General features: G+C 50.4%; 24 protein-coding genes. 14 read left to right on the top strand and 10 right to left on the bottom strand.

The annotated features are described in order from the left end of the window. Nucleotides 1-558: 558 nt before the first annotated feature. The 6 genes from RW65_RS13585 (at nt 559) to RW65_RS13560 (ending at nt 7248) form a co-directional block, all read left to right on the top strand. A complete protein-coding gene (locus RW65_RS13585; protein ID WP_039057305.1) occupies nt 559-1887 on the top strand; it encodes a sensor domain-containing diguanylate cyclase in 1329 nt (442 codons plus the stop codon). A 351-nt stretch (nt 1888-2238) separates the two neighbouring features. Then, on the top strand, nt 2239-3261 hold the full coding sequence (locus tag RW65_RS13580) for a methionine ABC transporter ATP-binding protein (protein ID WP_039057304.1): 1023 nt from the start codon (nt 2239-2241) through the stop codon (nt 3259-3261). After that, entirely contained in the window at nt 3254-3922 is a 669-nt protein-coding gene (locus RW65_RS13575; protein ID WP_039057303.1) for a methionine ABC transporter permease, read from the top strand. Before RW65_RS13580 ends, RW65_RS13575 begins: the two co-directional genes overlap by 8 nt. Before the next feature lie 18 nt (nt 3923-3940). After that, nucleotides 3941-4753, top strand: coding sequence for a MetQ/NlpA family ABC transporter substrate-binding protein (locus tag RW65_RS13570; RefSeq protein WP_039057302.1), 813 nt, complete (start codon nt 3941-3943; stop codon nt 4751-4753). A 156-nt stretch (nt 4754-4909) separates the two neighbouring features. Next, complete coding sequence (locus RW65_RS13565) at nt 4910-6091, top strand: acetyl-CoA C-acetyltransferase (RefSeq protein ID WP_039057301.1); 1182 nt, start codon at nt 4910-4912, stop codon at nt 6089-6091. A gap of 476 nt (nt 6092-6567) precedes the next feature. Beyond that, nucleotides 6568-7248 carry an oligogalacturonate-specific porin KdgM family protein gene (locus RW65_RS13560; RefSeq protein ID WP_039057300.1) on the top strand — a complete coding sequence of 227 codons (681 nt, stop codon included), beginning with the start codon at nt 6568-6570 and terminating at the stop codon, nt 7246-7248. A gap of 218 nt (nt 7249-7466) precedes the next feature. On the opposite strand, the gene RW65_RS13555 is transcribed toward RW65_RS13560, so the two are convergent. Both RW65_RS13555 and RW65_RS13550 read right to left on the bottom strand, forming a co-directional pair. Then, nucleotides 7467-8492 (bottom strand): hypothetical protein, encoded by a 1026-nt coding sequence (locus RW65_RS13555; RefSeq protein WP_039057299.1) that lies wholly within the window; start codon nt 8490-8492, stop codon nt 7467-7469. Nucleotides 8493-8767: 275 nt separating this feature from the next. After that, on the bottom strand, nt 8768-9943 hold the full coding sequence (locus RW65_RS13550; protein WP_039057298.1) for an oligogalacturonate lyase family protein: 1176 nt from the start codon (nt 9941-9943) through the stop codon (nt 8768-8770). 496 nt (nt 9944-10439) lie between these two features. Between RW65_RS13550 and kduI the strand changes: the two genes are divergently transcribed. The 7 genes from kduI (at nt 10440) to RW65_RS13515 (ending at nt 17612) form a co-directional block, all read left to right on the top strand. Further along, on the top strand, nt 10440-11276 hold the full coding sequence (kduI, locus tag RW65_RS13545) for a 5-dehydro-4-deoxy-D-glucuronate isomerase (RefSeq protein ID WP_039057297.1): 837 nt from the start codon (nt 10440-10442) through the stop codon (nt 11274-11276). A gap of 60 nt (nt 11277-11336) precedes the next feature. Next, nucleotides 11337-12098 (top strand): 2-dehydro-3-deoxy-D-gluconate 5-dehydrogenase KduD, encoded by a 762-nt coding sequence (kduD, locus tag RW65_RS13540; RefSeq protein ID WP_039057296.1) that lies wholly within the window; start codon nt 11337-11339, stop codon nt 12096-12098. Between the two features lie 314 nt (nt 12099-12412). After that, nucleotides 12413-13831, top strand: coding sequence for an arabinose-proton symporter AraE (gene araE / locus RW65_RS13535; protein ID WP_039057295.1), 1419 nt, complete (start codon nt 12413-12415; stop codon nt 13829-13831). 421 nt (nt 13832-14252) lie between these two features. Further along, the gene (locus tag RW65_RS13530) at nt 14253-14726 is read left to right on the top strand and encodes a hypothetical protein (protein WP_039057294.1); all 474 of its coding nucleotides are present in this window, start codon (nt 14253-14255) and stop codon (nt 14724-14726) included. Between the two features lie 204 nt (nt 14727-14930). After that, complete coding sequence (locus RW65_RS13525; RefSeq protein ID WP_039057293.1) at nt 14931-15341, top strand: ASCH domain-containing protein; 411 nt, start codon at nt 14931-14933, stop codon at nt 15339-15341. A 347-nt stretch (nt 15342-15688) separates the two neighbouring features. Then, nucleotides 15689-16981, top strand: a complete 1293-nt coding sequence (locus RW65_RS13520) for a hypothetical protein (RefSeq protein WP_039057292.1) — start codon at nt 15689-15691, stop codon at nt 16979-16981. Between the two features lie 289 nt (nt 16982-17270). Continuing rightward, nucleotides 17271-17612 carry a DHCW motif cupin fold protein gene (locus RW65_RS13515; RefSeq protein WP_039057291.1) on the top strand — a complete coding sequence of 114 codons (342 nt, stop codon included), beginning with the start codon at nt 17271-17273 and terminating at the stop codon, nt 17610-17612. 77 nt (nt 17613-17689) lie between these two features. Here RW65_RS13515 and RW65_RS13510 read toward each other — a convergent pair whose 3' ends face one another. The 7 genes from RW65_RS13510 to RW65_RS13480 all read right to left on the bottom strand — a co-directional run bounded on the left by RW65_RS13510 (nt 17690) and on the right by RW65_RS13480 (nt 24980). Beyond that, nucleotides 17690-18466, bottom strand: a complete 777-nt coding sequence (locus RW65_RS13510; RefSeq protein ID WP_039057290.1) for a C40 family peptidase — start codon at nt 18464-18466, stop codon at nt 17690-17692. Between the two features lie 163 nt (nt 18467-18629). Beyond that, entirely contained in the window at nt 18630-19760 is a 1131-nt protein-coding gene (locus RW65_RS13505; protein WP_039057288.1) for an oligogalacturonate lyase family protein, read from the bottom strand. A gap of 65 nt (nt 19761-19825) precedes the next feature. Beyond that, the gene (locus tag RW65_RS13500; RefSeq protein WP_039057287.1) at nt 19826-21115 is read right to left on the bottom strand and encodes an ABC transporter substrate-binding protein; all 1290 of its coding nucleotides are present in this window, start codon (nt 21113-21115) and stop codon (nt 19826-19828) included. Between the two features lie 111 nt (nt 21116-21226). Then, nucleotides 21227-22354, bottom strand: a complete 1128-nt coding sequence (locus tag RW65_RS13495) for an ABC transporter ATP-binding protein (RefSeq protein WP_039057286.1) — start codon at nt 22352-22354, stop codon at nt 21227-21229. Between the two features lie 12 nt (nt 22355-22366). Further along, nucleotides 22367-23269, bottom strand: a complete 903-nt coding sequence (locus RW65_RS13490) for a carbohydrate ABC transporter permease (protein WP_039057285.1) — start codon at nt 23267-23269, stop codon at nt 22367-22369. Continuing rightward, a complete protein-coding gene (locus RW65_RS13485; protein WP_039057284.1) occupies nt 23262-24152 on the bottom strand; it encodes a carbohydrate ABC transporter permease in 891 nt (296 codons plus the stop codon). Before RW65_RS13485 ends, RW65_RS13490 begins: the two co-directional genes overlap by 8 nt. Nucleotides 24153-24653: 501 nt before the next feature. Beyond that, on the bottom strand, nt 24654-24980 hold the full coding sequence (locus RW65_RS13480) for a cupin domain-containing protein (protein WP_039057283.1): 327 nt from the start codon (nt 24978-24980) through the stop codon (nt 24654-24656). A gap of 172 nt (nt 24981-25152) precedes the next feature. Here RW65_RS13480 and RW65_RS13475 point away from each other — a divergent pair, with 172 nt between their 5' ends. Next, complete coding sequence (locus tag RW65_RS13475; protein ID WP_039057281.1) at nt 25153-25845, top strand: aspartate/glutamate racemase; 693 nt, start codon at nt 25153-25155, stop codon at nt 25843-25845. On the opposite strand, the gene RW65_RS13470 is transcribed toward RW65_RS13475, so the two are convergent. Beyond that, a complete protein-coding gene (locus RW65_RS13470; protein WP_039057352.1) occupies nt 25842-26768 on the bottom strand; it encodes a LysR family transcriptional regulator in 927 nt (308 codons plus the stop codon). The two genes, RW65_RS13475 and RW65_RS13470, sit on opposite strands and share 4 nt — an antisense overlap. Nucleotides 26769-26851 lie beyond the last annotated feature (83 nt).

Genomic DNA, 26851 nt, shown 5'->3' with positions numbered 1-26851 from the left:
GCGATGCCGTAAAATCGGAACAGTCGCAAAGCGATTGGTTTTGTTTTGAAGATAATGTTAATCCAAACATTTTTATACAGAGTTATATGGCAATAAAATAACGCCGCCCTTAATAAAACATTAAGAAATAGATATTTCCGAAAAATTAAAAAAATCTTACGCAATTTTGCTTAAGGCAAATTAATTTACCTCCTTAACTATATTCTTTAAAACATTAAAGTACTCGCGGTGTGGATAAAATGAATAGCTCTTTATCGTGGGGCAGCGGGAAGCGCGGCCGTTAGCCACGCGAAAAAGCCTGACGCAATCATGTACAGGGTAACTATTATTACTTCTGGTGATAGAAAGCGGCGTTTACGCCCTTTCTTACGGCGCGCAGACGCCGACGTGGTGACCAGTAAAGTGACAGAACGTAGTGATAATCTGATTCGCTTTCATTGAGTTAGCGAGCAGTTTAGCGAGACAGACAGGTATATTTTTGTGGTGAATGATTTTTGCTTTCATCACCTTCACAAGGCTTGTTGCTGTGCATAAAGCAGGCCATGCGGAAATGAAACGATGAATAATGAAAAAAAACGGCTCAATCACCGGGATGAAGACGCAAAGCATCTTTTTGAATTGTTACATAACAATTCTGACTGGGTTTGGGAGGTAGACGCGCAGGGGCGTTATACCTGGACTTCTGATGTGGTTACCGAGCTACTCGGTGTGCCGCCGGAAGAAGTGATTGGCAAAACGCCTTTTGATTTTATGCCGCCGGGCGAGGCGGAACGTGTGGCAGGTGCGTTTGGCGCAATTGTTACCGAGAAACGTGCCTTTTCCGGGCTGGTAAACCGCAATCAACGCGCCGATGGATCCGTTGTTGTACTGGAGACTAGCGGTATTCCGCTGTTTGATGAGCAGGGTGAGCTGCGGGGCTATCGCGGTATCGATCGCAATATTTCGCATCTTGGTGAGCGCGTGCTGCAGCTGGAAACTATCTATCAAACCACGCCGGTGGCGCTGTGCATGATCGATCGCGCCGGGCGCTTAGTCATGTCCAATAACGCGATGGCGAAACTGCTGGGCGATGTGCAGGAAACGGAGAGTCACTTTCAGCGCTTAATGCCGGATTACTGGCCCTTTTTTATTTCGGATTTTGCGCTGGCGGATCGGGGTGAGCCGCTGCCGTCGCGGGAGCTGAGTTTTCGCGACCGCAGTTACGATTTGCAGGCCGTGCCGGTAAAGGACGCGATGGACACGGTCATCGGGCTCTCCGTTACGTGGGTGGATATCACCGAACGCCGCCACGCGGAACATAAGCTCGCCAGCGCTAACAAAGTGTTGCAGCAATTTGCACAGCACGATCATCTGACCGGGTTGTTTAACCGCCGCTATATGGATGAATGCCTGCTGGCAGAGATTGCCCGCTCGCTGGAAGACGGTTTCCCGCTGTCGGTGTGCCTGGCAGATATCGATTATTTTAAAAATTATAACGATAACAAAGGCCATCAGGCCGGGGATGATTGCCTGCGGCTGGTCGCCCGTACGCTTGCCGTATCGCATCTGCGCAGCGGGTATAACGTCAGCCGTTATGGCGGCGAAGAGTTTTTGATAATCCTGCCGGGCACCAATCTGGCGCAGGCAAGAGATCTCGCTGAAGGCGTGCGGGGTAACATCAGCGCGCTGAATGTGCCGCATAACGCGAGCCCAACCGGGTTTTTAACCATCAGCATTGGCGTTGCAACCCTGCAGGCCGGGCAGGTACAGTCAGAGGGAAAACCGCTGCATATGATTGCCAGCGGGCTGATTCACCGGGCCGATACCGCACTTTATGCGGCAAAAAAACAGGGCCGTAATCAGGTGGTCTCGGCGCTGGAAAATTCAGTAAGAGTGTCGGGAGCCTGATGGCTCCCGGTTTTGCTTGCCTGGGCCAGCGCCTGCAGCTTCATGTCTGGCGCTTTGCCTTTATTCAGTCATTAGAAGAGAGATCCATGCCCGTAAGTGGGATGGATCGATAGCCAGAAAAAGCGGGATATACGCTATTTTTACCTGCTTATCACCTCATTCTCCTACCAGTTATGCGATATACGGCAAAAGATTGCCAAATATATTCTAAATCATCCAGGCCGTGGCCCGGCGGGATTAACGCGTTTAGTTATAATTAATGTCAATTTGGTTATTTCAAATATCACTCAGAGTGATTATTATCTTCTGGACATCCATACTGCTAAACCGCCAAACGGAAAATAACAACGCATGATCGTCCTCAGGAATATCTCTAAGATTTTTGACCAGGGAAAGGCATCGATTACCGCCGTCGACAATGTCAATCTGACGGTTGAGCAGGGGCAAATTTACGGAATTATTGGCTACAGCGGTGCCGGGAAAAGTACGCTGATTCGCCTGTTAAACGGACTGGAGAAACCGACTTCCGGCAGCGTGGTGATCAACGGCCAGGACATTGCCGCCGCACGCGGTGAAGCTCTGCGCCAGGCGCGGCTGAAGATCAGCATGGTCTTTCAACACTTCAACTTATTGTGGTCGCGCACCGTGCGCGAAAACATCGCCTTTTCAATGCAGATTGCCGGTGCGCCAAAAGCCAAAATTAACGCGCGTGTTGCGGAACTGATTGAGCTGGTTGGGCTGAAAGGGCGTGAAAACGCCTGGCCGTCGCAGCTTAGCGGCGGGCAGAAACAGCGCGTCGGCATTGCCCGCGCGCTGGCGAATAACCCCGATGTGCTGCTGTGTGATGAAGCGACGTCGGCGCTTGATCCGCAGACTACCGATCAGATCCTCGATTTACTGCTGGATATTAATCGCCGCTTTAAACTCACCGTGGTGTTGATCACCCATGAGATGCATGTGGTGCGCAAAATTTGTGACCGCGTAGCGGTAATGGAGAACGGCAAAGTGGTGGAAGAGGGCGAAGTGCTGGACGTGTTTACCCATCCGCAGCAGCCGATTACCCAGCAGTTTGTACGTCAGGTCAGCCAGTATAAAGAAGAGGAAGCGTTTAATCCTGAGCTGAATAGCGCGCTGGACGGAACGGTGATTAAGCTGACCTTTACCGGCCACAGCACGCATCAGCCGATTGTCGGTGAACTGACGCTGCGCTATGGCCTGCCGTTTAACATCCTGCACGGCAAGATGTCGCAAACGGCGCACGGCGTATTTGGGCAATTATGGGTGCATGTGAAGGCGACCCCGGAACAACTGAATAATATCCTTGCTGACCTCGGCAAGACGGATATTGCAAGCGAGGTCGTAAACCATGGTTGATTCACTCTTTCCGCATCTGAAATGGGCGCAACTCTGGGCGGCGACGCAAGAGACGCTGTATATGACCGCGCTCTCCGGTGTAGCGACTTTCGTGCTGGGGATTTTCCTCGGTCTGGCACTGTTTCTGACGGCGCGCGGCGGCCTGTTCCAGAACCGCACGCTGTATAGCGTGATTTCGATTGTGGTCAACGTCTTCCGTTCCATTCCGTTCATTATTTTGATTGTGCTGCTCATCCCTTTTACCAAAACCATCGTCGGCACCATTCTCGGAGCCAACGCCGCGTTGCCGGCGCTGATTGTGGGTGCTGCGCCGTTTTATGCGCGTCTGGTCGAGATTGCGCTGCGCGAAGTGGATAAAGGGGTGATTGAGGCGACCCGTTCGATGGGCGCGCGTTTGAGCACCTTAGTCTTTCGGGTATTGCTGCCCGAATCATCACCTGCGCTGGTGTCCGGTATCACCGTGACGCTGATTGCGCTGGTGAGCTACAGCGCCATGGCCGGGGTAATCGGCGCTGGCGGGTTGGGCAATCTTGCTTATCTGGAAGGATTCCAGCGGAACCATAACGACGTCACGCTGGTGGCGACGGTGACCATTCTTATCATCGTCTTCATTATCCAGTTCTGCGGCGACGTGATTACTTCTCTATTAGATAAACGATAATTACAGGAAACCAACAACATGAAAAAAACACTGACACTGATTGCCGCCGCCACTCTCAGCGCGCTGAGCTTCTCCTCATGGGCCGATACGCTGACCGTGGGCGCGTCTAACGTACCCCATGCAGAAATTCTCGAGCAGGCGAAACCGATCCTGGCAAAACAGGGTATCGATCTCGAAATTAAACCGTTCCAGGATTACATTCTGCCGAACACCGCGCTGGCCAGCCGTGAACTGGATGCTAACTACTTTCAGCACATTCCTTATTTGAACAGCGTTATCAAAGATCATGCGGGCGACAAAACCTATGATTTCGTCAGCGCGGGCGCGATCCATATCGAGCCGATTGGTATCTACTCGAAAAAATACAAATCCCTGAAAGAGCTGCCGCAGGGCGGGAAAGTAATCATGCGTGATGCCGTTTCTGAAGAGGGGCGTATCCTGTCCATCTTTGAAAAAGAGGGCGTGATTAAGCTGAAACCGGGTATCGACAAAGTGACGGCGCGCATTGACGATATCGTGGATAACCCGAAAAAACTGCAGTTCCTGCCAAATGTTGAAGCCGCGCTGCTGCCGCAGATGTACAACAACGATGAGGGCGATGCGGTGGTGATTAACGCCAACTACGCGATTGATGCCGGTCTGGATCCGGTTCACGATCCAATAGCCGTTGAGAGCGGTGAGAACAACCCGTATGCCAACATTATTACCGTGCACCGTGGTGACGAGAAGAAAAAAGATATCGTTGCGCTGGTTAACGTGCTGCACTCAAAAGAGATTCAGGAGTGGATCCGCACCAAATATAAAGGCGCGGTGATCCCGGTTAATAACTGATTATCCCCTCTGCGCGGTCTTAACGGCCGCGCAATCCCTTCCAGCTCCTTCACTATCCATTTTCGCTGTGATTGATCTCACCAATTTTAAACATCCACGTTAATAGTTATTAACAATGCTCTACTATGGCCGCATTGACCAACTGCGGGGATAGCGATGAAAGATGTCGTAATAGTCGGCGCGGTTCGCACGCCTATCGGCTGTTTTCAAGGCGCACTGTCACGCCATTCTGCCGTTGAGTTGGGCAGCCTGGTGGTGCGTGCGCTGATTGAGCGCAGCGGCGTGCAGCCACAGGATATTGATGAAGTGATTTTAGGCCAGGTGCTGACGGCAGGCGCGGGGCAGAACCCGGCGCGCCAGTCGGCGATTAAAGGCGGTCTGCCGAATACGGTTTCAGCTATCACCATTAACGACGTGTGCGGATCCGGGCTGAAAGCGCTGCATCTGGCGTCGCAGGCTATTCAGTGCGGCGAAGCGGACGTGGTGATTGCCGGTGGGCAAGAGAATATGAGCCGCGCGCCCCATGTGCTAACCGACAGCCGTACCGGCGCGCAGCTTGGCAACAGCCAGTTAATCGATAGCCTGGTCCATGATGGTCTGTGGGATGCGTTTAACGATTATCATATGGGCGTGACGGCGGAAAATCTGGCGCGCGAATATGGCATCAGTCGTGAGCGTCAGGATGAGTGGGCGTTAAGTTCGCAGCACAAAGCCCGCGCCGCCATTGACTCCGGCCGTTTTCGCGATGAGATTGTTGCCGTCAGCGCGGTGGGGGCGGATGGACAAACCCTGCTGGTGGATACCGATGAGCAGCCGCGGACTGACCCGAGCGCGGAAGCGCTGGCGAAGCTGGCCCCGGCGTTTGAACACAGCGGTTCGGTCACCGCCGGTAACGCCTCGCCAATCAATGACGGCGCGGCGGCGGTGCTGATGATGAGTGAAGGCAAAGCGCAGGAACTCAATTTACCCGTTCTGGCGCGCATCCGCGCCTTTGCCAGCGTCGGCGTCGATCCTGCATTAATGGGTATTGCGCCGGTGTATGCAATGCGCCGCTGCCTTGAGCGCGCCGGATGGCTGTTGGACGAGGTTGATCTGATTGAAGCCAATGAAGCCTACGCCGCGCAGGCATTATCGGTGGGTAAAATTCTGGAATGGGATGAGAAGCGGGTAAACGTTAACGGTGGCGCGATTGCGCTGGGTCATCCGATTGGCGCTTCCGGCTGCCGCATTCTGGTTTCGCTGGTGCATGAAATGCAAAAACGCCACGCTCGTAAAGGGCTGGCGACGTTATGTATTGGCGGCGGCCAGGGCGTGGCGCTGGCAATCGAACGCGATTAATCTCTCTCCTTAAGTAAAATAAAGCCTTCCGTATGGAAGGCTTTATTGTTTGTAATGATGGCTAAATTGTCCGTTTCAATTAAATTAAAATCCAAATAACACCCCTTAATAATCCATCTGAATGCTTTGGCAATACAATTTCGCCCGCGATTCAGTGCTTCATTCCCTCTGTGACAATTTAAATATATATTAATTAGCTTGCTTATTAATATTTGCTATTTTTTCATCTAACTGTTTTAAAAGGATTTTTGCAATTGTATCTAACTTTGTAATCTGACGGTTAATAAAATAATGGTGTGATCTTTATCATATTAACCGGGCTGGATAGGGCAAATATATTGATATTCATCACGCCTTTTTACATAGTTCAGCTCCATACAAATATTTACGATCGCGATCACTAAAATAAAGTTATTAAAAAAATAAAATGCAATTCCATAAAAATGGAACATAATTTTAATTCTTGAGGTAATCTCATGTTTAAGAAAACTCTGGCACTCGCTTCACTCCTTGGCGCTACCTTTGCTTCACAAGCCGTCACCGTGGACTTACGTCATGAATACATCGACAACGGTTCCAACGCCGATCGCGTTGCGGTATCCCACCGTTTCGATAATGGTTTAGGTTTTGGTGTAGAAGCGAAGTGGAAATCTGGCGGCGATGACGCGGATAAACCGTTAACGGAACTCGTGGGTAACGGCCACGAAGAGTCCATTAACTGGCGCTGGGCTGCAACTGACAATTTTGCGTTAACACCAGGCTTTAACATCGAAAGTAAAGATACTTTCTCCATCTACAAACCTTATATTCACGCGCAGTACAGCTTTGATAACGGCGTTTATATCGCTGGCCGCTATCGCTATGAATATACCCGTAACCCGGATTCCGCGACCATTGATAACAAAGTCAACAAATTTGATAGCTGGGTAGGTTGGGCGCTGGGCGATTACCGCTTCGAGCTGAACTATGTTTACGCGAAGAGCACCGAAGGTGTGACGCGTGATAGCGATAAAACCTACTCCAACGAATATAACGCCAGAGTGGCTTACAAAGTGGACAAAAACTGGTCTCCGTATGTGGAACTGGGCAACGTGGGCGTGAAAGACTCCGACGAACGCCAGACCCGTTTCCGTCTCGGTGTGGCTTACTCTTTCTGATTGTCTGAACGGTATTACCCTCGCGATAACCCCGGCGCCGTTGGCCGGGGTTTTTGCTTTTAAGTCGGGCGCAGAATGTTGTGCAGCAAGAAAACAGATTATTATGAAAGAGCATGAATATGCTAAAGGCGATCGGCCATTCGCCATACTGTAAAATGCTTTAAATTACCCAACGTAAAGGATTAAGCAAAGCGTATTTACCTTCAATGTTGAGTCAATTATTCTGGGGCTCGTTCACGCGGCGGTAGCGCGAACCTGATCCGTAATTGTTCGGCTTCCATCATGTAATCATATTCTGAGGGGATTTCTTTTGTTGTTGCCCGTATCGCTGGAAAACCCTCCTGTTCACACTCTTCCGCTGTCCACCAGTCGAGGTTGTCATTTACCCCCGTATAAAAGAGAGTGACTTTTTTTCCTCTTGGGTAATTATCCTGGTCTTCTCGATGAAGTTCAACGAGTCTGTCCAGCAGTGACATTTCTTTGAATAACAGAGCCTCTCCGGTATTGTCAAATAAAATATCTTCAATCTTCTCTTTTAACAACGCAGTAGACATGAGATTCAATTTTTTAACTTTTCGCTTGAAGGAAAATCTATCACCCTGAAATTTTATTTTCGCCTTGTCGTTACAAAATTGTGCAGACAAAACCCTCTGCACCGCATTATTAAAAGCATTGGAATTTGCATTTCGGAACATGTGCGCACCAAGCATTTCAGCCATTAAAAGCTCAGTAACATGTTTTTTTTGCTGTTGTGCTTTACTTTCAATCCTTGAAACCCACGTCAGGATTTCTCGACGATTTGGGTCTGTTGATAAAAACGGACTTACTTCAAGAAGTTCTTTTGCTTTAGCTAATTCAAAAACAAAAAGATATTTGGAAAGCATTCTTTCAAGTAAAATTTTGCATGATTCATAGCCCCAACGTTCAGGAAGAAGTTCAGTTCTAAGCCACGGCGAATTAAAATAAAATCTCTCTTCGGGTATTAAAAGACCATCGTGGCCTTTTTCTCCGGTAGCGATAATAAAACATCGGACGATATGTCTGATAAGGAGAGCAGCAGGTTTAATATGAACGTCATAGACGGGATAGGTGCAATAAACATTATTAATATCAATCAGATCATCATGTAAAACTTGTAATAATTTATTGACTGATTTGTCGGATAATTCTGGAATGTCATTTTTCTTATTAACAGCAGTGTATATCCCATGTTTTTTTGCATCGATTGTGGATTTGAATAACATATTTCCTCCATGATTCGAAGCGTTGATTAATATGTATTACAGAAAAGCAGCTTCGCCAGTAGAAAGTAGCGTATTTAGCATCGCTGCCTACGGAAGAAAGCTGAATAAAAATGAATTTAAATTAAGAATTTTACTGTGTGTAGGTAAGAGTTTTATTTGATGAGCTACAGGGGGTGATAAAAGGCCGGAAAAATGCCGACGCAGGCTTGCGAGACGAAAAAAAAGCCCTCTGGTGAAGGAGGGCAAGGCCAGTTACAGAAACACTAACTCAATTTTTATGCTTGCAACATCACGCGTTGCTCAGGAAGTTTCGCGATATAGAGCGCCGGTTTGCCCTCTTTATCGGAACTAAACAGGATCGCACTGTCATCCGGGGTAAAGGATGGATGCGGATGGGTAACCTGGCGGCTGTTCGCCACCGTCGCCCAGGAAGTATCGTGGCGCGCCACGCGGAAATAGGCTTTTTTCGCCACATCGAAAACGTATAAATAAGGATCGTTATCGATGGTATAGCCGCTGGTATCTTTCACATCGACCGGCGTACCGGAACCATCGCCCACCAGCAGCGTGCCGTCGAAGTTGCTCATCAGGTGTGAACAGGCAGGCATGGGCATCACCGCCTCGTTAATCCCGGTATCCGGATTAAAGCTGTAAACCATACGTCCCTGTTTACCTTTCAGATAAGAGACATACACCAGTGCGGAGCCGTTCGGGACCCAGAATTCATGGGTACAGCTTTCGCCTTCGGCATGATCTTTCACTTTACGCACATTGCTGCCGTCTTCATTGACCAGCCACATACGCGCATCGACCAGGTCGTGCGGGCCTTCGTGACAAAACGCGACGGTATTGTCGTCGAACGGACGGTAGATCGGGTGACCCAGCCAGTTCCTCTCTTCATGAATAACGCTTGATTCACCGGTTTGCAAATCGACGCGCAGCAGGCGGCAGTGCGGGCCTTTATGGAAGAAATCATGAAACAGCTGCCAGTCATTAAGCGGCGTCCAGTCGCTGGCGGCAATTTCAATCCCCACAAGCTTAGTGCAATCGCTGTTTGCCACCCAGGTACCGTAGCCAACCCACTCTTCCGGCACGCGATAAATCTCGCGCTCGGCGAGGGTGGTTAAATTAACTTCGCGCAGGGTGCGATCGTTCTTCACGTAATAGAGCGCGCTGTCATCGGGAGAGAGAAACCCGCCGAACGTATTGTCGCCAGCCCCTTCGGTCAGCTGCACGGCTTCGGCTTTCGCAATGTCCAGCAGGTAATAATTCCAGTGACCATCAAATTCGCCGGCAAACAACAAATGGCTGCCATCGTTAAAAAAACATTTTTGATAGAAGTAGTTACGATGACAGGTGACTTCCGGTGGTGTTAAGCGGGTGATCTCCGCGCCGGTATCCGGATCGCGGCTGATAGCGTAATTGAGTTTTACCCGCATGCCTTTCGCCATTTTTCACTCCTTTTGATGGTCCGGTGGGAAAAATGCGCCCCCAATAATGACCAGCTATGATTAAAGTTTAAAAACACGGTAATAATTTATCAAAACAATGTTTCAATATGTGTGATTGCTGACGCAATTTATAAGAAAAGCGAACTATCCGAGTGTAAAAAAACGGGGCTGAAAACCCATTTTTCGCACGGGCTTTGATTTTAAACGGAAAATCGACCCAACCACCGTCAAAACTCAAAGATCGGATTAACTCATTGTTTGCTATGCTTTATTTAAAACGGTTAACAGAGCGTAACCGTGAGCGAAACGCTGTCAACGCCAAACATTCGTGATCCTGTTTACAGATTTAAAAATAATAAGCATAAAAATTGAAACGTTGTTTTATTTCACATTGAAAACGTGTTTTAGCCGGGCTAAGATGCACGCAATGAATATACAAAACGCTATTTCTGCGTTTCGTTGATTGAATATCGGGCAACATTACCTGGAGGTTACCGTGGAAGTCAGACAAAGCATCCACAGCGCGCATGCGAAAACACTGGATACCCAGGGCCTGCGCGATGAGTTTTTAGTTGAAAAAGTGTTCGTAGATAACGAATACACCATGGTTTACAGCCATATCGACCGCATTATCGTTGGCGGCATTAAGCCGGTGAGCAAAACCGTTTCGGTCGGTGGTGAAGTCGGCAAGCAGCTGGGCGTAACCTATTTCCTTGAGCGCCGTGAACTGGGCGTTATCAATATCGGCGGTCCGGGCACCATTACCGTTGATGGTCAGTGCTATGAAATCGGCCATCGCGATGCGCTGTACGTCGGCAAAGGGGCGAAAGAGGTGGTTTTCGCCAGCGTAGATAGTACGAAGCCGGCCAAGTTCTACTACAACTGCGCCCCGGCGCATATGACCTTCCCGACGAAGAAAGTCACCCCGGCCGATGTCGCACCGGTTACCCTCGGCGATCCGCTGACCAGCAACCGTCGCACCATCAATAAATATTTTGTGCCGGATGTGCTGGAAACCTGCCAGTTAAGCATGGGGCTGACGGAGCTTGAGCCGGGCAACCTGTGGAACACCATGCCGTGCCATACCCATGAACGCCGCATGGAAGTCTACTTTTATTTCAATATGGAAGAGGACGCCTGCGTATTCCATATGATGGGGCAGCCGCAAGAAACGCGTCATATCGTGATGCACAACGAGCAGGCCGTCATTTCTCCCAGCTGGTCAATTCACTCAGGTGTGGGTACGCGCGCGTACACCTTTATCTGGGGGATGGTGGGTGAGAACCAGGTCTTTGATGACATGGACCACGTCGCGGTAAAAGATCTGCGCTAGTCGCGGGCAGCATAAAACCATGCCTGTCCGGTACAGGCGCTGATAGATTAAGGAACAAATATGATTCTGGATGCATTTTCTCTCCAAGGTAAAGTTGCGGTAGTGAGCGGTTGCGATACCGGTCTCGGACAGGGTATGGCGGTTGGGCTGGCGGAAGCGGGCTGCGACATCGTTGGCATCAATATCGTTGAGCCAACAGAAACCATTGAGCGCGTGACCGCGCTGGGCCGCCGTTTTCTGAGCCTCACTGCCGACCTGCGTCAGATTGACGGTATTCCGGCACTGCTGGAGCGTGCGGTTGCTGAGTTCGGCAAAATTGACATCCTCGTAAACAACGCCGGTCTGATCCGTCGCGAAGACGCGATCAACTTCAGCGAGAAAGACTGGGACGACGTAATGAACCTGAACATTAAGAGCGTGTTCTTTATGTCTCAGGCGGCGGCGAAACATTTCATCGCTCAGGGCAATGGCGGCAAAATCATTAACATCGCCTCGATGCTCTCCTTCCAGGGCGGTATTCGCGTACCGTCTTACACCGCGTCCAAAAGCGGCGTAATGGGCGTAACCCGCCTGCTGGCGAACGAGTGGGCGAAACACAACATCAACGTGAACGCAATTGCGCCGGGTTACATGGCGACCAATAACACCCAGCAACTGCGTGCTGATGAGCAGCGCAGCGCTGAGATCCTCGACCGTATCCCGGCAGGCCGCTGGGGTCTGCCGAGCGATCTGATGGGTCCGGTGGTGTTCCTGTCCTCTGCCGCTTCTGACTATATTAACGGCTATACCATTGCCGTTGATGGCGGCTGGCTGGCGCGTTAATTCCCGCGTTTGCTCCGCATAAAAACCTGCCCAAGGGCAGGTTTTTTTCTGCCCGCATTTTATATGTCCATATCCATTTAATTGAAAAATCCATATCCTTTTGTCTTAATTCGCATGCTATCTATAAAATATCTTTAAAATTAAATAAGTTAAAAATAGTTTATGCGTTAAACGATATTTTCAAAATTGTAAACTCCATCACAAAACCATGTGCCATAGCTTATTAATCCATATTTTCGCGTTTTACTCACTGACGCTTTTCTTCATGCTGCCTTACTTTCATAAGACGTCTTCTTCTGTGCAGGCAAAAAAATATGGCTTCTCTCAGTACTGACTCCGTTGTTTTACCGCGCGCTTTACGCGATACGCGGCGTATGAATCTATTTGTCTCCGTGTCGGCAGCGGTTGCCGGATTACTGTTTGGCCTCGATATTGGGGTTATTTCCGGCGCGCTGCCGTTTATCACCGATCACTTCGCCCTGACCAGCCGGTTACAGGAGTGGGTGGTCAGTAGCATGATGCTCGGCGCGGCGATCGGCGCCCTGTTCAACGGCTGGCTCTCTTTCCGCCTCGGGCGTAAGCACAGCCTGATGGTCGGCGCGGTGCTATTTGTTGCCGGCAGCCTGGGTTCAGCTTTTGCCGCCAACGTCGAAGTGCTGCTGCTTTCCCGCGTGCTGCTCGGGGTCGCGGTGGGGATTGCGTCTTACACCGCGCCGCTCTATCTTTCGGAAATGGCCAGCGAGAACGTGCGCGGCAAAATGATCAGCATGTATCAATTAATGGTCACGCTGGGCATTGTGCTGGCGTTTCTCTCCGATACCGCGTTCAGCTATAGCGGCAACTGGCGCGCGATGCTCGGCGTGCTGGCGCTGCCGGCATTACTCCTGATTGTGCTGGTTGTATTTCTACCGAACAGCCCACGCTGGCTGGCGCAAAAAGGGCGGCATATTGAAGCGGAAGAGGTGCTGCGCATGTTGCGCGATACCTCGGAGAAAGCACGCGAAGAGTTGAATGAGATCCGTGAAAGTCTGAAGCTGAAACAGGGCGGTTTCCAGTTGTTCAAAAACAACCGCAATGTTCGCCGCGCCGTTTTCCTCGGCATGCTGTTGCAGGCGATGCAGCAGTTTACCGGGATGAATATCATCATGTATTACGCGCCGCGCATCTTCAAAATGGCCGGTTTTACTACCACCGAACAGCAAATGATCGCCACGCTGGTGGTCGGGCTGACCTTTATGTTCGCCACCTTTATCGCCGTCTTTACCGTCGACAAAGCCGGACGTAAACCGGCGCTGAAGATTGGTTTTAGCGTAATGGCCATCGGTACGCTGATCCTTGGCTACTGCCTGATGCAGTTTGATAACGGCACGGCATCTAACGGCTTATCCTGGTTGTCCGTCGGTATGACCATGATCTGCATTGCGGGTTATGCGATGAGCGCCGCGCCGGTGGTGTGGATCCTCTGTTCCGAGATCCAGCCGCTGAAATGCCGCGATTTTGGTATTACCTGTTCCACCACCACTAACTGGGTGTCGAACATGATTATCGGCGCGTCCTTCCTGACGTTGCTGGAAGCGATTGGCGCGGCGGGCACCTTCTGGCTCTATACCGCGCTGAATATCGCCTTTGTCGGCGTCACTTACTGGCTTATCCCGGAGACGAAAAACGTCACGCTGGAGCATATCGAGCGCCGTCTGATGTCGGGCGAGAAACTGCGCAATATCGGTGTGTGAAAGCTAGCTCCCTCGGCGTTTGTGGTAATTAGCGACCCTCACATAACGCCGGGCGAGCATGCTTTCTCTTTGCGGTCGGTAAATACCGGCGCTCCTCTGAATCTTGCGGCGTTGTTTTCAGCAGAAGTGGAAACCAGCGCCGCAAGATTAAAATTTACGGCACCCACCCCGGCTATTGGCTCGCTGCAATTAAGTACAGCCCGCATTCTTCATCCTCCCACTTCCGTCATTTCTTTTGTCTCAAACCATTCATCTATACTGACTATTACACTTGTGGCACTGCAAGATGCGGCTCAGCGTTGAAAGAAAAGCTTTTAAAAGACGTGATCGTGTAAATGCGTTAATTAAAAGATTGTTCCTGCTTACACCCTGATAAAGCTCCAGGAATTAAAAAAACCTTTATTTATTCAGGAGATAATTAATGAAAATAACCGATTTCGTTTATTCCGCCTTAATTGGCCTTGTCGCCAGCTGCCGTTCCATGACGCCGATGGCGGCCATCGCTGCAGCACGCATTACCAGGCGCGAAACATCCGGCAGACTCTTGCTACTGGACCGTCCGCTATTCAAATACGGCGCGTTAGCGATGGGTGTAGGTGAACTATTTGGCGACAAGATGAAGTCAGCGCCAGACCGCACCGTGTTTTTGGGCTTGTCGGCACGCGTAGCCAGTGCAGGGATTGCGGGCGCTGCGTTGGCACCGAGCGGAAAAGAAAAAACCGGGGCAGCGATCGCTATCTCTGCCGCGGTGCCCCTTGCATATGTAACCCTTGCGGCACGCAAAAAGGCCATCGCAGGAATGGGGCAGACCAGGAGCGGCCTGATTGAAGATACGCTCATCGTTGCTGCCGGAGCCGCAGTGGTCTTCCTGGCAACGCGCTCAAAACGTCTTTAAACGCACGTATTCTTCAACGGGTCTCGGCAAGCTTTCATGAAGCAGTCATTGACTGCCTGTGGCACAGAGCGGACAGATGCCAGACCTTTGTCAGCTATGAGCGTAAAACCTCATATCCGAAGAAATGCATCACTGTTTATGTCGGGACGGATCAAGATCAAACCGTTATAACGTTTTTTTCATCGACGATTAAGAAGGGTTTTAATGGTTACGGTTGAGGAAATCAAAGCGAAGTATCCAGGCGCAGATGCCTGGCAAATGGGTGACAGCCCGCAACTGGCCAGCGAGCTTGCGGACCTGATTAAAAAAGGGATCAAAACGGCCTCCTGCGGATCCTTTGCCTCTTACCAGCAAGAAAAGTCTGCCCCGAGGATTGGGAGCTATAACATTATCCTTGATGGCCTGAATGTCCCGGTCTGCGTGATCCGACTGGTTTCAATGCGACTGGTGCGTTTCTGTGATGTTACTGAGGCGTTTGCGCGCAAAGAAGGTGAAGGCGATTTGAGCCTTCAATACTGGCAGAAAGAGCATCAACGATTTTTCACCCGCGAAGGTCATTTTTCTGAAGATATGGAGTTGATCGCAGAAGAGTTTGAAGTGGTTGAGGTGCTGTAAGCCAAAGTCCGAAGAGCCCGCCGATCTGAGGGAGCTAGCGCCCCGATTGCCCAGGTCTTTTAAATCAAAATATTTCTGACGGCCTCTCTTATACGGCAACGTATTTTCGGGAGCTAAAGCATCCGCAATGCACACATGGCTATCGCTAACAGGGAACAGTGACAGACCAGTCTACGCGCTTTCTGCAAAAGTACATACGGTGTGAAAGGAGTGAATAAAGGTGTTATGCGTCCTTTCGTAAAGGGACGCTTGCTCGCCAGAAAGGTTATCTTTTTGTGAAAATGGTGTAAGGTTATGTAACAAATAGTGTGTGCAAGTGGCGTATAACGAAAGGGGAAGGGGCGTACATGAATAATTTCAGATTGCTTTCCATCGCGTTGATTTCTCTATTATTTAATGGTTGTGCGGTTTCCCCGCCAGAAAAAGCTGAATGCGAATCCCAGTTGCAACAGTCCCAGTCTCAAGTGGCAGCCAACAATTTCAACGCCTATATTGCCGGGCGTGGAGAGATGTTGCTCAATTGCTCCGCCAGCGCTGATAGCGAACTTGAACGTAAAGCGAGCGCATTTGATGATTCCATATCGGCACAAATGGAAAAAAATAAGCAATATAACTACCTCATTGCCCGAGACAGCTACGACTTTCAGCACTCAGATTATAAAAATTATTCCCAATATCTTGAGAAGCAATTCGACTGGTATACCCGGCAAGCGCAATCTTTGAGTCAGCATGAACCAAAGAGAGCCTGGCAGGCTATGTCAGGCTTTGAAAATGAGGTGGCGAAGTATTACCGCGAGGCGGGTGCGGCAGAAGCGGAATACTTCCTGGCTAAATCTTATGCCGAAAGATATAAGCTGGGAGAGCGCTCTCCTGAATTATTAGCAAAATTCAATGACTCTCTCACTATTACACCCTTTTCCACTGCAGCAATGTACAGCACGGCAACGAGTTTAGCGGATGAGACAGGAAATAAGAAAATAGCGTCAATGCTTTCCACCCAGTTTCAGAAACTGAACTCATCATGGGGCAATGTTCCGGTTGAAAAACGGCGCTATGTCCGGGATAAGCAAACCTTCCTGTCGGTGGCGGAAAAACTTAATGCTCCCGTCAATACCCGACAAAAACAGACTTTGCTTGAGCTTGCAGGTATGCGTGATAGGGTTGATGCCGATAATCAGCAATTTGCGGAAAGACAAGAGCAAATCAGAGTACAGCAAGCACAAGACAACGCGGAATTCGAACAAAATAAAGCAGCAGAAAACGATCGTTTTAATTCTGCTGTGACTGGCGCGGCGATGGGAATGGTGAGCGAAATTGCAGGAGGGGGCAACGCAACGCAGGCCGCGCTGAATGCTACGTCTGATGTTGCCATTAATACCTCCAGCACCCCTGAACTGTTGTCAGATGCTAAGTCGGGTCTAAACACGTTGGCGCAAAATGAGAACAAGTGTGACTTCTCGACACCATCAGGTTTTAAACAGTGCTGTAAGAATAAAATCCGTGGCAAATTTAGCAGTGCGCAGCAAAGCGATGGCACGGTATCATTGGGATGCCTGCATCCGGATAAAGTTGGGACAAGGCAGGGATGTACCTATTCAGGTGATAAACTCATTGTAAATTCATGCGCTATTTCCCCTTGATAATTCAGCGTGCAAGGGGTGAATTTTAAATAACGTATGATTCGGGCAAAAGACGGACGATTCCAGCAGAGAGGGCGTCCGCTTTTCGTTGTGAGTTCAATAAATTGATGCGACCCAGTTTGAACGGCTCTTCGAATACTCACTTTTGCAGGCTGAATTTACCGGTACGAATAGCTTTAATATTCGCTAATCAGTGTTGATGCTCAACGCGTGGGCTTCGCAAATTATAATAATCGCGAAGCGTTAAAAACCTGAACAGCAGACTTTTTATTCATACGGAGTGTACAGAATGAAGATGGACGCATTTGCTTTTGGCACGACAAACTGGAGTGAAGTCGAAAGTACAGAGCACCCAGGAGAAACGGGCACCGCGTACTGGCGTACACAGTTTTTTGGTCACGAGCTCAATCAAATCCGTGTTCGCATGGTTGAGTATTCTCCTGGCTATCTGGCGGATCACTGGTGTCAAAAAGGTCATATCCTCTTCTGCGTGGAGGGTGAATTAGAAACCACTCTCGAAGATGGACGTGTATTCATCTTGAGGGCAGGAATGAGTTATCAGGTTGGCGATAATGCTGAGCAACATCAGTCAAGAACAACGACAGGGGCAAAACTGTTTATTGTTGACTGATTTATTTGCCAACCAATGAGGTTCAGGTCTGCTTATGGCACTGAGCGGATCAATCAGTTGGTTGTAAGGTACTGCGGTCAAATTATGCCTCCTGTTAGAAAGAGGTCATGCTTACGGATGTGTTCAACCATATCAGGATTACCAAGGTAGCCGATCAACCAAAAATCATTCTCTTCAGCAAGCGCTGTTGGTGAGTACGTAGCCGGGTCCATTGTCTCCTCGCTAATATATCCACCATAAGTAAAGGCCTCTATAACAAATTCTGAACAAAAGAAAGAGTTCCTGGGTCCTCTTTTTCTCTGTTTCCCAGCGAACCGCGCAGGCCATTTGTGCTGTTTTTTCAGCTCTATTAATTCAAGTATGGGGGATAAGATGGCACCCAAAAGATTATATGGTGTTTGTTGCTCAACGTGTTCTTTACAGAATGCCACAACTTTGTCACTAAGCCCTGGTAGTCCGTTGGGTTCCGCGCCAGGGCACCGACATATAGCTATATAAGGATAGCGAGCTACTACATTGGTCAGAGTATTTTCTACAACGCCCGGCTTTATTGCCTCAACCACTTTTCCATCGCCAATGTAGATCGCAACATGCACATAGTCGCCAGATGAGCCATGTGAAATTATTCCATGAGTCAGTTCATTGTCATCGCATGCGCAAAAGAGAACGTCTGCAGGGGCAAGTTCTGAAACGGTGAGAAATTTTGGCTGTGATGGGTCTAGCAAAATTCCGGCAAAGCGCCTGTCAGTTTCACATTTTGCGAAATGAAGGGGCCTGAATTTTGCATCCAACTTAGAAGTAATGGGCGCTCTGTTTCGTCTCAAGATTCTCAATTTTTTGAATAACGTTGCCATGTAAGTGCCCCTGTAAACCCTATTAGCCATAACTAGTTTTGCAAACCTGCTATGAAATTTATCCCTACGAACTGTATTGAACAAGCGTGTTGGTACTACCATTTATGGTCATTGCACGATCGGCGTTGATTAGTATCTATGTTGCGTGGCGAAGCGGACGATATCAAACCCGCGCCAGATAGAGCGCGGGCATACCTTCCGCATCAGAAGTGTAAAGCACCCACTGGTTATCGGGCGAAAACGAGGGGTGAGGGTGAGTCACCTGGCGGTCGCCCTCCAGCACTTTCCAGCTACTGTTATGCTGGCAAATCGCGTTCTGCTCCCCGCTTTTAATATCAAACACCCAGATAAAGGGATCGTTGAGATCGATCTCGCCGGTGTGATGCGGCGCGCCATCGCCCACGATCAGGCTGCCATCTTGATTGCTCATTAAATGTGAACAGGGCGGGATCGCCATCAGCTGGCGATTTTCCAGCGTCACGGGATCGGCGCTGTAGAGATACCTACAGGGATCGTTTTCCTGATGGGCCACGTAATAGAGCGCGGAACCATCGGGCACCCAGAATTCATGGGTAAAGCTCTCTCCCGGCTGATGCTGACGGACTTTGCGCAGGTTGCTGCCGTCTTCATTAATCAGCCACATACGCGCATCGATGGCGTCGCGCGGGCCTTCATGACAAAACGCCACCGTGCTGTCGTCGAACGGGCGATAAATCGGGTGACCAAGCCAGCGTTTTTCCTGCAGCAGCGTTTCGCGCTCGCCGCTTTGCAGATCGATACGGATCAAACGACACTCGGGATTTGTGAAGTAAAACGCGCGGAATTTTTGCCAGTCGGTGAGCGGCTGCCAGTCGCTTTTTTTGATTTCGATCCCCACCAGTTTTGTACAGCTGGAGTTGGCAACCCACGTGCCGTAGGCCACCCACTCATCGTCGACCTGATAGACAATCTGCTCCTCAAGGGTCTGCAGATCCACGCGGCGCAGCTCGCGGGTGTTTTTCACATACCACAGGGATGAATCATCGGCGGAGAGAAAACCGCCAAAGGTATTATCGCCCGCGCCTTCGGTGAGCTGTGTAGTTTCGTGGCGCACCAGATCCAGCAGGTAGTAGTTCCAGTAGCCATCGAACGCGCCGCCGAAAATAAGTTTCCCGCCGTCCTGAGTAAAACACTTTTGATAAAAGTAGTTGCGGTGACAAATAACATGCGGTGGCGTTAACCGGATAACTTCATGGCCAGTTTTCGCGTCTTTCTGACGGTGAAAGGTGAGAGAGAAAGTATTCCCCTTTGCCATTATCTGCTCCTTAGATAAAAAAATACCCTGCCGTAACGGGCAGGGTATGTCATGACGGTAAAATCTTAGCGCATGGCGCGTTTCAGAATTCGTTCGGCCTGACGCTGGAAGTCGGCCGCGGTTTCTTCAACGGTTTTCTGACCGTAGTCGATGTACTGAATGGCGGTACCGAACTGGGCAACAATTTGCGGATCGTCGAAGTAAGGCGATACGGAGAGTTTAGCTGGCAGAGATTGCGCCAGACGCAGGCCCGCAACCGCCGGATCGTTCTCTTTAATCGCGCCGCTGGCGGTAAGCGTTTGTACTGCCGCTTTGCTCAACGGCACGCCGCGCTCCAGACCCAGGGTTTCTACACCCTCTTTGCTGTTCAGCAGGAAGTTAATCACCTGCGCAGCCTCTTTCGGATGCTTGGTTGATTTACCAATCGACAGCATTTGCGCCGGTTTAAAGAACAGACCCGCATCCGTTGCGCCCGGCAGCATTGGGTACTCACCCAGCACCAGTTTGGCTGGCGGCTTCAGGTTGTCGGAGTATTTGGTGATGGTGGAGTTCCACATATAGGTACCGGCCCATTCACCTTCGATCCACGGCTTCATTTCATACATGTTGCTCTTACCGAACGACGCATAATATTTGGCGTCCGGCATCACGTGGTTATCCACCAGCTTTTTATACATCTGGAAGAATTCCACCCACTGCTCGTTGGTGTAGCTGAATTTCTTCGCTTTCTCATCGACGGCAGGAATGTTGTATTTCTGCACCATATAAGAGTTCAGCAGCGCCAGCGTATCCTGATGCTCCAGCACCACCGGGTAGTACTGTTTGCCCAGTTTGCTCTCAAAGGTCTTGCCCGCTGCTAACAGCTCGTCCCAGGTTTTCGGGAAGGCGACGCCCGCTTTTTTCCACTGTTCGTCATTGAAGTAGAACACGCGCGCGGTCACTGAAATGGGAATGCCGTTCAGCTTGCCGTTAACGGTAGTTGATTGCAGCTCTTTGGCATCGAACTGGCTTAAATCGAGAATGTCTTTCACCTGTTTCAGGTCATAAAAACCGTCGCCGTTTTTGGAGAAGATCGGCAGCCAGTTCCAGTTGGTCTGCATCACGTCCGGCTCGGTGCCGCCCGCGATTTGCGTGGTCAGACGGGAAAGGTGGCCGTCCCAACCGGTGTATTCAGATTTAACGGTAATGTCCGGATGCTGTTTATGGAACTCTTCCAGCGCTTTCAAGGTGACCTGATGGCGGCCGTTGCCGCCCCACCAGGACATACGCAGATCAACATTATCAGCGGCGGTTGCGGGTACAGCGCACATGCCCAGAGTTGCGGAGATGATGGCGCCGGTAAGCACTTTTTTCATTTTTATACTCCAACGTGTTTGTTTTTAAACTTCACGATTCGCGGCGTTTAATGAGCACGTCAGTGTAAAACCGACGTGCCGCCTTAACCCATCACGAAGTCGTTCGTTTATTTATAAGGAAATGTTCTGTTCTGTTTTCGCGTCAAAAATATGACACTTATTCATATCGAACTTAAAGTACACCTTCCGGTGAAGCCCCTTCGCAATCATTGGCTTAGCATCATCAGAAGGAATTCGGGCGGTCAGTTCATAGTCGCCAACTTTCAGGTAAACAAAGAACTCGTGACCCATGTTTTCTACGCGCACCAAATCGCCGGTGCCGTAATCATCTGCAAAAGGCTCATCGGAGACGGAAACAAACTCCGGACGCACGCCGAAGAACACCTCCTGGTCGGCATGGTTCGCCACTTTCTCCTGCTGACGCGCGTTGAGAGCCAGGGTTTCCTGACCGACGGTGATATGCAGCTGGCCGTCTTTGCTAACGATTTTTGCCGGTTTGATGTTCATTTCCGGCGCGCCGATAAAGCCGGCGACAAACATATTTTTCGGGAAGTGATAGAGATTATCCGGCGTATCTACTTGCATGATATGGCCGAGCTTCATCACGCAGATGCGGTCGCCCATGGTCATCGCTTCGGTCTGATCGTGCGTCACGTAGACGGTCGTTGCCGGTTTACCCGATTTTTTCAACTGCTTATGCAGGTCGGAAATACGGATACGCATTGAAGCACGCAGTTTGGCGTCCAGGTTGGACAGCGGTTCGTCAAACAGGAACACATCCGGTTTTTTCACAATCGCGCGGCCAACCGCCACGCGCTGTGCCTGACCGCCGGAAAGTTGACGCGGCAGTCGATCCATCAGCTCTTCCAGCTCCAGAATTTTTGCCGCTTCATCGACCTGTTTGGTGATCTCATCTTTCGGCATTTTGCTCAGCTTGAGACCGAACGCGAGGTTTTCGCGCACCGTCATATGCGGGTAAAGCGCATAGTTCTGGAACACCATCGCAATGCCGCGTGATTTCGGTGCGAGGTTATTCACAATCTTATCGCCGATACGCACTTCGCCGCCGCTAATGGTTTCAAGACCCGCCAGCATACGTAAGGTGGTGGATTTGGCGCAGCCGGACGGGCCGACAATCACCATAAATTCGCCATCGGCAATTTTCAGGTCGATACCATGTACCGCTTTGAAGCCGTTGGAGTAAACCTTTTCCAGTTTGTTGAAAATAACTTCAGCCATGATATTTCCCTCTTAACCTTTAATTCCGCTGCTGGTCACGCCCTGTACGAAGTAGCGCTGTGCCAGGAAGAAGACAATGATGGATGGCAGAATGGAGATACTCGCCATTGCCAGAATTTCATTCCACGGTGCGCCTTCGGTCACGTCGATGGACATTTTTAACGCCAGTGCGATCGGGTATTTATCCACGCTGTAGACATAAATCAGCGGCCCGATAAAGTCGTTCATTGACCACATAAACTGGAACAGCGCCACGGAGATAATCGCCGGTTTCAGGATCGGCACCACCACGTACCACAGCACCTGCCATGAGTTACAGCCGTCGATCTGCGCCGCTTCTTCCATATCGCGCGGTACGCCGCGTAAAAACTGAATCAGCATAAAGACGAAGAAACCGTGGGTGGCGAAAGCCGTAGGCAGATACAGCGGTAAATAGCTGTTGAGCATGCCCATTTCACGGAACATCAGGTACTGCGGGATCAGCAGCACGGTGCTGGGCAGCAGCATGGTGGCGATAAGCGTACCGAACCAGAAGTTCTTCCACGGGATCTCAAAGCGGGCAAAGCCGTAAGCGACAATGGTGGAAGAGATAATGGTGAGAATCACTTTCGGGATGACATACTTTAAGGTGTTCAGCATGTAATGACCGAAGGTGTACTCGGTACCGGTTTTCCAGCCGTTAATAAAGCCGTCCCAGGTGGCATGTTCCGGCCACAGTCCGAGAGTGGTAAAGATCTCGTGGTTCGGTTTAAACGACGCCGAGAACATCCACGCCAGCGGGTAGAGCATTAACAGACCGACAAAAAGCAGGATCGTGTAGCGGATCCACGCGCTGATCTTCTCGCGGCGCATCGTGCGCGCCACTTCACGTTCGGCTTCCTTCATGCCCGGCGTGAGTTGTTGGATATCAGCCATTTTTGCCTCCCTTATCGGCAGAGTAGAACACCCAATATTTCGACGACTTAAAGGCGACAGAGGCAAAGACCGCGACGACCAGGAACAGAACCCAGGCCAGCGCCGCACCGTAGCCCATATCGAAGTACTTAAAGGCGGTGTCGTAGATATAGAGCGAGAACAGATAGGTGTAATAGGTTGGTCCGCCGCCGGTAATGACATACGGGCCGGTAAATTCCTGGAACGCCTGCGTGGTCTGCATGATGAAGTTAAAGAAAATCACCGGCGTAATCAGCGGCACGGTTACTTTCATAAACATCTGCCATTTGCTGGCACCGTCGATCATTGCCGCTTCGTACTGGGATTGCGGCACGTTTTGCAGCGCGGCGAGGAAGATCACCATTGCAGAACCGAACTGCCATACGCGCAGCAGCGTCACGGACATCAGCGCCAGCGACGGTTCGCCAAGCCAGTTAATCGGATCAAGACCAAACACGCCGATAAAGCTGTTCAGCAGACCATCGATAGCAAACAACGCGCGCCACAGTACGGCAATGGCGACGGAGCTGCCGAGAATGGACGGAATATAGTAAGCCGTACGGAAAAAGCCGATGCCGCGCAGTTTAAAGTTGAGCACAAAGGCGATACCCAACGCGAAGGCAAGCTTCAGCGGGATCGTCAAAAAGACATAAGCAAAGGTGACGCCCATCGATTTCCAGAACAGGGAGTCTTCGGTCAACATGTAGCGGTAATTCTCAATGCCGTTAAATACCGGCGGGCTCATCAGGTCGTACTCAGTAAAACTGAGAAACAACGATGAGATAAAGGGAAAAGCCGTAAAGACTATCAGCCCGATAATGTAGGGCGATATCCAGGCCAATCCCAGCAGTCTGTTTTCATTCATACATACCTACCTGGCGAACAATGTGTAATACGGATTCGGAGAGTATCTTTTTCCCCCTGCCGGCCGGGCATCCGGGGAGAACAACAGGCTCTGTGCGTGCGCTTGATCACAATAATTAATGGAATCAATGCCTTTAGAAGCTTTAATTACCGGGAAATACTCACAATAATTCCGGTTTTAGAATGCTGTGAACGTCTGTTCCTGGTTTGTGAAACGTCGTTTTAAAATATTTTATTGGGTTTTTCAGGGGCGTCATTCGATTAATTCATGAAATGTGATCAAAGTCGAAACGATGTTTCAATAAGGTGAGGTGGGTGTCATTTTTGTCGAAAAACAACGGTGTGAATGAAAATAAATGCGCGGGGCGGGTTAAGAGTTGTCGCTAAATATATTGTAAAATGAAATGATTCTATAATTGAACGATTACCTTGCGAATTGATTTCGCGATATAAATAAAAACGCCCCCTAATTCCAGGAGGCGTTAAATAATTACGATCTCGCTCAAGGTTTTAAAAAATCTTCCCGTACCGGCGTGAAGGTGTCGAGCAGCGTACCGGCTTTTAAACAGACGCAGCCGTGCATAATGTGCGGTTGCTTATAAAGTGTATCGCCTGCGGTGACGATATGTTTCTCATCACCAATGGTAAATTCGAACTCGCCGGATAAAACGTAAGTAAGCTGTTCATGAGGATGGTTGTGCATTGGGCCGATGGCGCCTTGTTCGAACATAACTTCGACCGCCATCATTTTGCCGTCATGGGCAAGAATACGGCGGGAAACGCCGTTGCCCAGGTCATCAAGCTGCGTGTCTTTATGGAAGATAAACATCGTGCTGTCCTGTAGTGGGTATCGTTAGTGATAACGAGACAATTAATGATGATGAAACATTGTTTCAAAATAACTTATCTCAGCGTTCAATAAAAATAAACGCGAGGCCAGAGAAGTTGAAAGTCGATCACAACTTTGATTGACTGAGCGCAAAACCAGACGGAGACAAGCGATGAAAACGATAGGACTGCTGGGCGGGATGAGCTGGGAATCGACCATTCCCTACTACCGCCTGATAAACGAGGGCATTAAAGCCCGCCTCGGCGGCCTGCACTCCGCGAGCTTGCTTCTGCACAGCGTGGATTTCCAGGAAATAGAAGCCTGTCAGTCGACGGCGCAGTGGCACAAAGCCGGCGAGATCCTCTCGCAGGCGGCGGCGGGCCTTGAGCAGGCGGGGGCACAGGCGATTGTGCTGTGTACCAACACCATGCATAAAGTGGCCGGGCAAATTGAAGAGCGGTGCCATATTCCGTTCCTGCACATTGCCGACGCCACCGGGCGGGCGATTCAAAACGCGGGCATGCGTAACGTGGCGCTGCTCGGTACGCGCTACACCATGGAACAGGATTTTTACCGTGGACGGCTGGAAAAACAGTTTGGTATCGAAACCTCCGTGCCCGGTCCGTTCGACCGCGAACGTATCAATGACATTATCTTTGAGGAGCTGTGCCTGGGGACGTTCAGCGATGAGTCGCGCTACTATTTTGTGAAGCTTATTCAGCAGTTAGCCAGTGAAGGGGCGGAAGGGGTAATTTTTGGCTGCACCGAAATTGGCCTGCTGCTGCCGGAAGCCCATAGCCCGATTCGCGTGTTTGATACCGCGGCGCTGCACGCCGCCGATGCGGTGGAATTTATGCTCTCTTAAGGCTCACCAAGCATGGCCGCCAACGGTGCGCTGATAAGGGGGATCGCTGCCTGTAAGTGGAGGCTAAACGCCTCGACCAGCGCGGAAGCGGGGCGGTGCAGCGGGCGGATCAGGCTTACCGTAAACGGCACGTCAATGCTGAAGCGGCGCACGGCCACACCGCTGGCGGCGTAATCGAGCGCCGTTAGCGGGTTGACCACTGAAATGCCTACCCCTGCGCGCACCATCGCGCATACCGAGGCGGCGCTGTGGGTTTCCAGCACCATACGCCGTTTCACCTGATGGTCATTAAACAGCGCGTCCAGCAGATGTCGGTAACTGTCGGTGCGCGACAAACTAATATAGTTTTCCCCCTGGAAATCATCGGGGGTTAACACCGTTTTACGCGCCAGCGGATGATCCTGCGGCATTACGCACACTTCATTACAGGTCAGCAGCGGCGTCCGCTCGGTGCCCGCCGGCGTGCTGAGGGTTTCCGTTAAGCCGAGATCGTGGCGCTGCGCCGATAGCCACTCTTCCAGTAGCGGAGATTCTTGCGGCACGATATTCAGGCTGACATCGGGATAGCGCGCCAGAAAGGGCTGCAACAGCAGCGGTAAAAACGACTGAGAAAACACCGGCAGGCAGGCGATAGAAAGTTCACCCTGGCGAAACTCGCGCAGGCTTTCGGCGGCGCTGACAATTCTGTCCAGCCCGTACCACGAACGCTGCACTTCTTCGAACAAGCGCAAGCCCTGCACCGTTGGCTGCAGACGCCCGCGCGTGCGCTCAAACAGCTTCAGCCCCAGCACCTTTTCAAAACGCGCCAGTTCACGGCTCACCGTCGGCTGCGAGGTGTGCAGCAGTGCGGCGGCTTCCGTCAGATTGCCGGCGGTCATCACAGCATGAAAGATTTCGATATGGCGCAGGTTAACAGCGGGCATCATCAGGATCCGGGTTTGCAGGGTTAGCCATATCATTTTTGCATAGAGTCGCGATAAAACGATATTTTTTATTCTCTTTGCAG

This window comes from Enterobacter sp. Bisph1 (assembly GCF_000814905.1).
GTDB lineage: Bacteria > Pseudomonadota > Gammaproteobacteria > Enterobacterales > Enterobacteriaceae > Kosakonia.
Note: the sequence above shows the minus strand (reverse complement) of the source record. Positions and strands in the feature narration are given on the sequence as shown.

Coding starts and splice junctions, on each gene's coding strand:
- RW65_RS13480 (WP_039057283.1), bottom strand. CDS start 24,980: ATGTTTATCTTCCATAAAGACACGCAGCTTGATGACCTGGGCAACGGC.
- kduD (WP_039057296.1), top strand. CDS start 11,337: ATGATTCTGGATGCATTTTCTCTCCAAGGTAAAGTTGCGGTAGTGAGC.
- RW65_RS13560 (WP_039057300.1), top strand. CDS start 6,568: ATGTTTAAGAAAACTCTGGCACTCGCTTCACTCCTTGGCGCTACCTTT.
- RW65_RS13510 (WP_039057290.1), bottom strand. CDS start 18,466: ATGGCAACGTTATTCAAAAAATTGAGAATCTTGAGACGAAACAGAGCG.
- RW65_RS13475 (WP_039057281.1), top strand. CDS start 25,153: ATGAAAACGATAGGACTGCTGGGCGGGATGAGCTGGGAATCGACCATT.
- RW65_RS13470 (WP_039057352.1), bottom strand. CDS start 26,768: ATGCCCGCTGTTAACCTGCGCCATATCGAAATCTTTCATGCTGTGATG.
- RW65_RS13515 (WP_039057291.1), top strand. CDS start 17,271: ATGAAGATGGACGCATTTGCTTTTGGCACGACAAACTGGAGTGAAGTC.
- RW65_RS13495 (WP_039057286.1), bottom strand. CDS start 22,354: ATGGCTGAAGTTATTTTCAACAAACTGGAAAAGGTTTACTCCAACGGC.
- RW65_RS13520 (WP_039057292.1), top strand. CDS start 15,689: ATGAATAATTTCAGATTGCTTTCCATCGCGTTGATTTCTCTATTATTT.
- RW65_RS13500 (WP_039057287.1), bottom strand. CDS start 21,115: ATGAAAAAAGTGCTTACCGGCGCCATCATCTCCGCAACTCTGGGCATG.
- RW65_RS13575 (WP_039057303.1), top strand. CDS start 3,254: ATGGTTGATTCACTCTTTCCGCATCTGAAATGGGCGCAACTCTGGGCG.
- RW65_RS13555 (WP_039057299.1), bottom strand. CDS start 8,492: ATGTTATTCAAATCCACAATCGATGCAAAAAAACATGGGATATACACT.
- RW65_RS13525 (WP_039057293.1), top strand. CDS start 14,931: ATGGTTACGGTTGAGGAAATCAAAGCGAAGTATCCAGGCGCAGATGCC.
- RW65_RS13490 (WP_039057285.1), bottom strand. CDS start 23,269: ATGGCTGATATCCAACAACTCACGCCGGGCATGAAGGAAGCCGAACGT.
- RW65_RS13550 (WP_039057298.1), bottom strand. CDS start 9,943: ATGGCGAAAGGCATGCGGGTAAAACTCAATTACGCTATCAGCCGCGAT.
- RW65_RS13565 (WP_039057301.1), top strand. CDS start 4,910: ATGAAAGATGTCGTAATAGTCGGCGCGGTTCGCACGCCTATCGGCTGT.
- RW65_RS13505 (WP_039057288.1), bottom strand. CDS start 19,760: ATGGCAAAGGGGAATACTTTCTCTCTCACCTTTCACCGTCAGAAAGAC.
- RW65_RS13580 (WP_039057304.1), top strand. CDS start 2,239: ATGATCGTCCTCAGGAATATCTCTAAGATTTTTGACCAGGGAAAGGCA.
- RW65_RS13485 (WP_039057284.1), bottom strand. CDS start 24,152: ATGAATGAAAACAGACTGCTGGGATTGGCCTGGATATCGCCCTACATT.
- araE (WP_039057295.1), top strand. CDS start 12,413: ATGGCTTCTCTCAGTACTGACTCCGTTGTTTTACCGCGCGCTTTACGC.
- RW65_RS13530 (WP_039057294.1), top strand. CDS start 14,253: ATGAAAATAACCGATTTCGTTTATTCCGCCTTAATTGGCCTTGTCGCC.
- RW65_RS13585 (WP_039057305.1), top strand. CDS start 559: ATGAATAATGAAAAAAAACGGCTCAATCACCGGGATGAAGACGCAAAG.
- RW65_RS13570 (WP_039057302.1), top strand. CDS start 3,941: ATGAAAAAAACACTGACACTGATTGCCGCCGCCACTCTCAGCGCGCTG.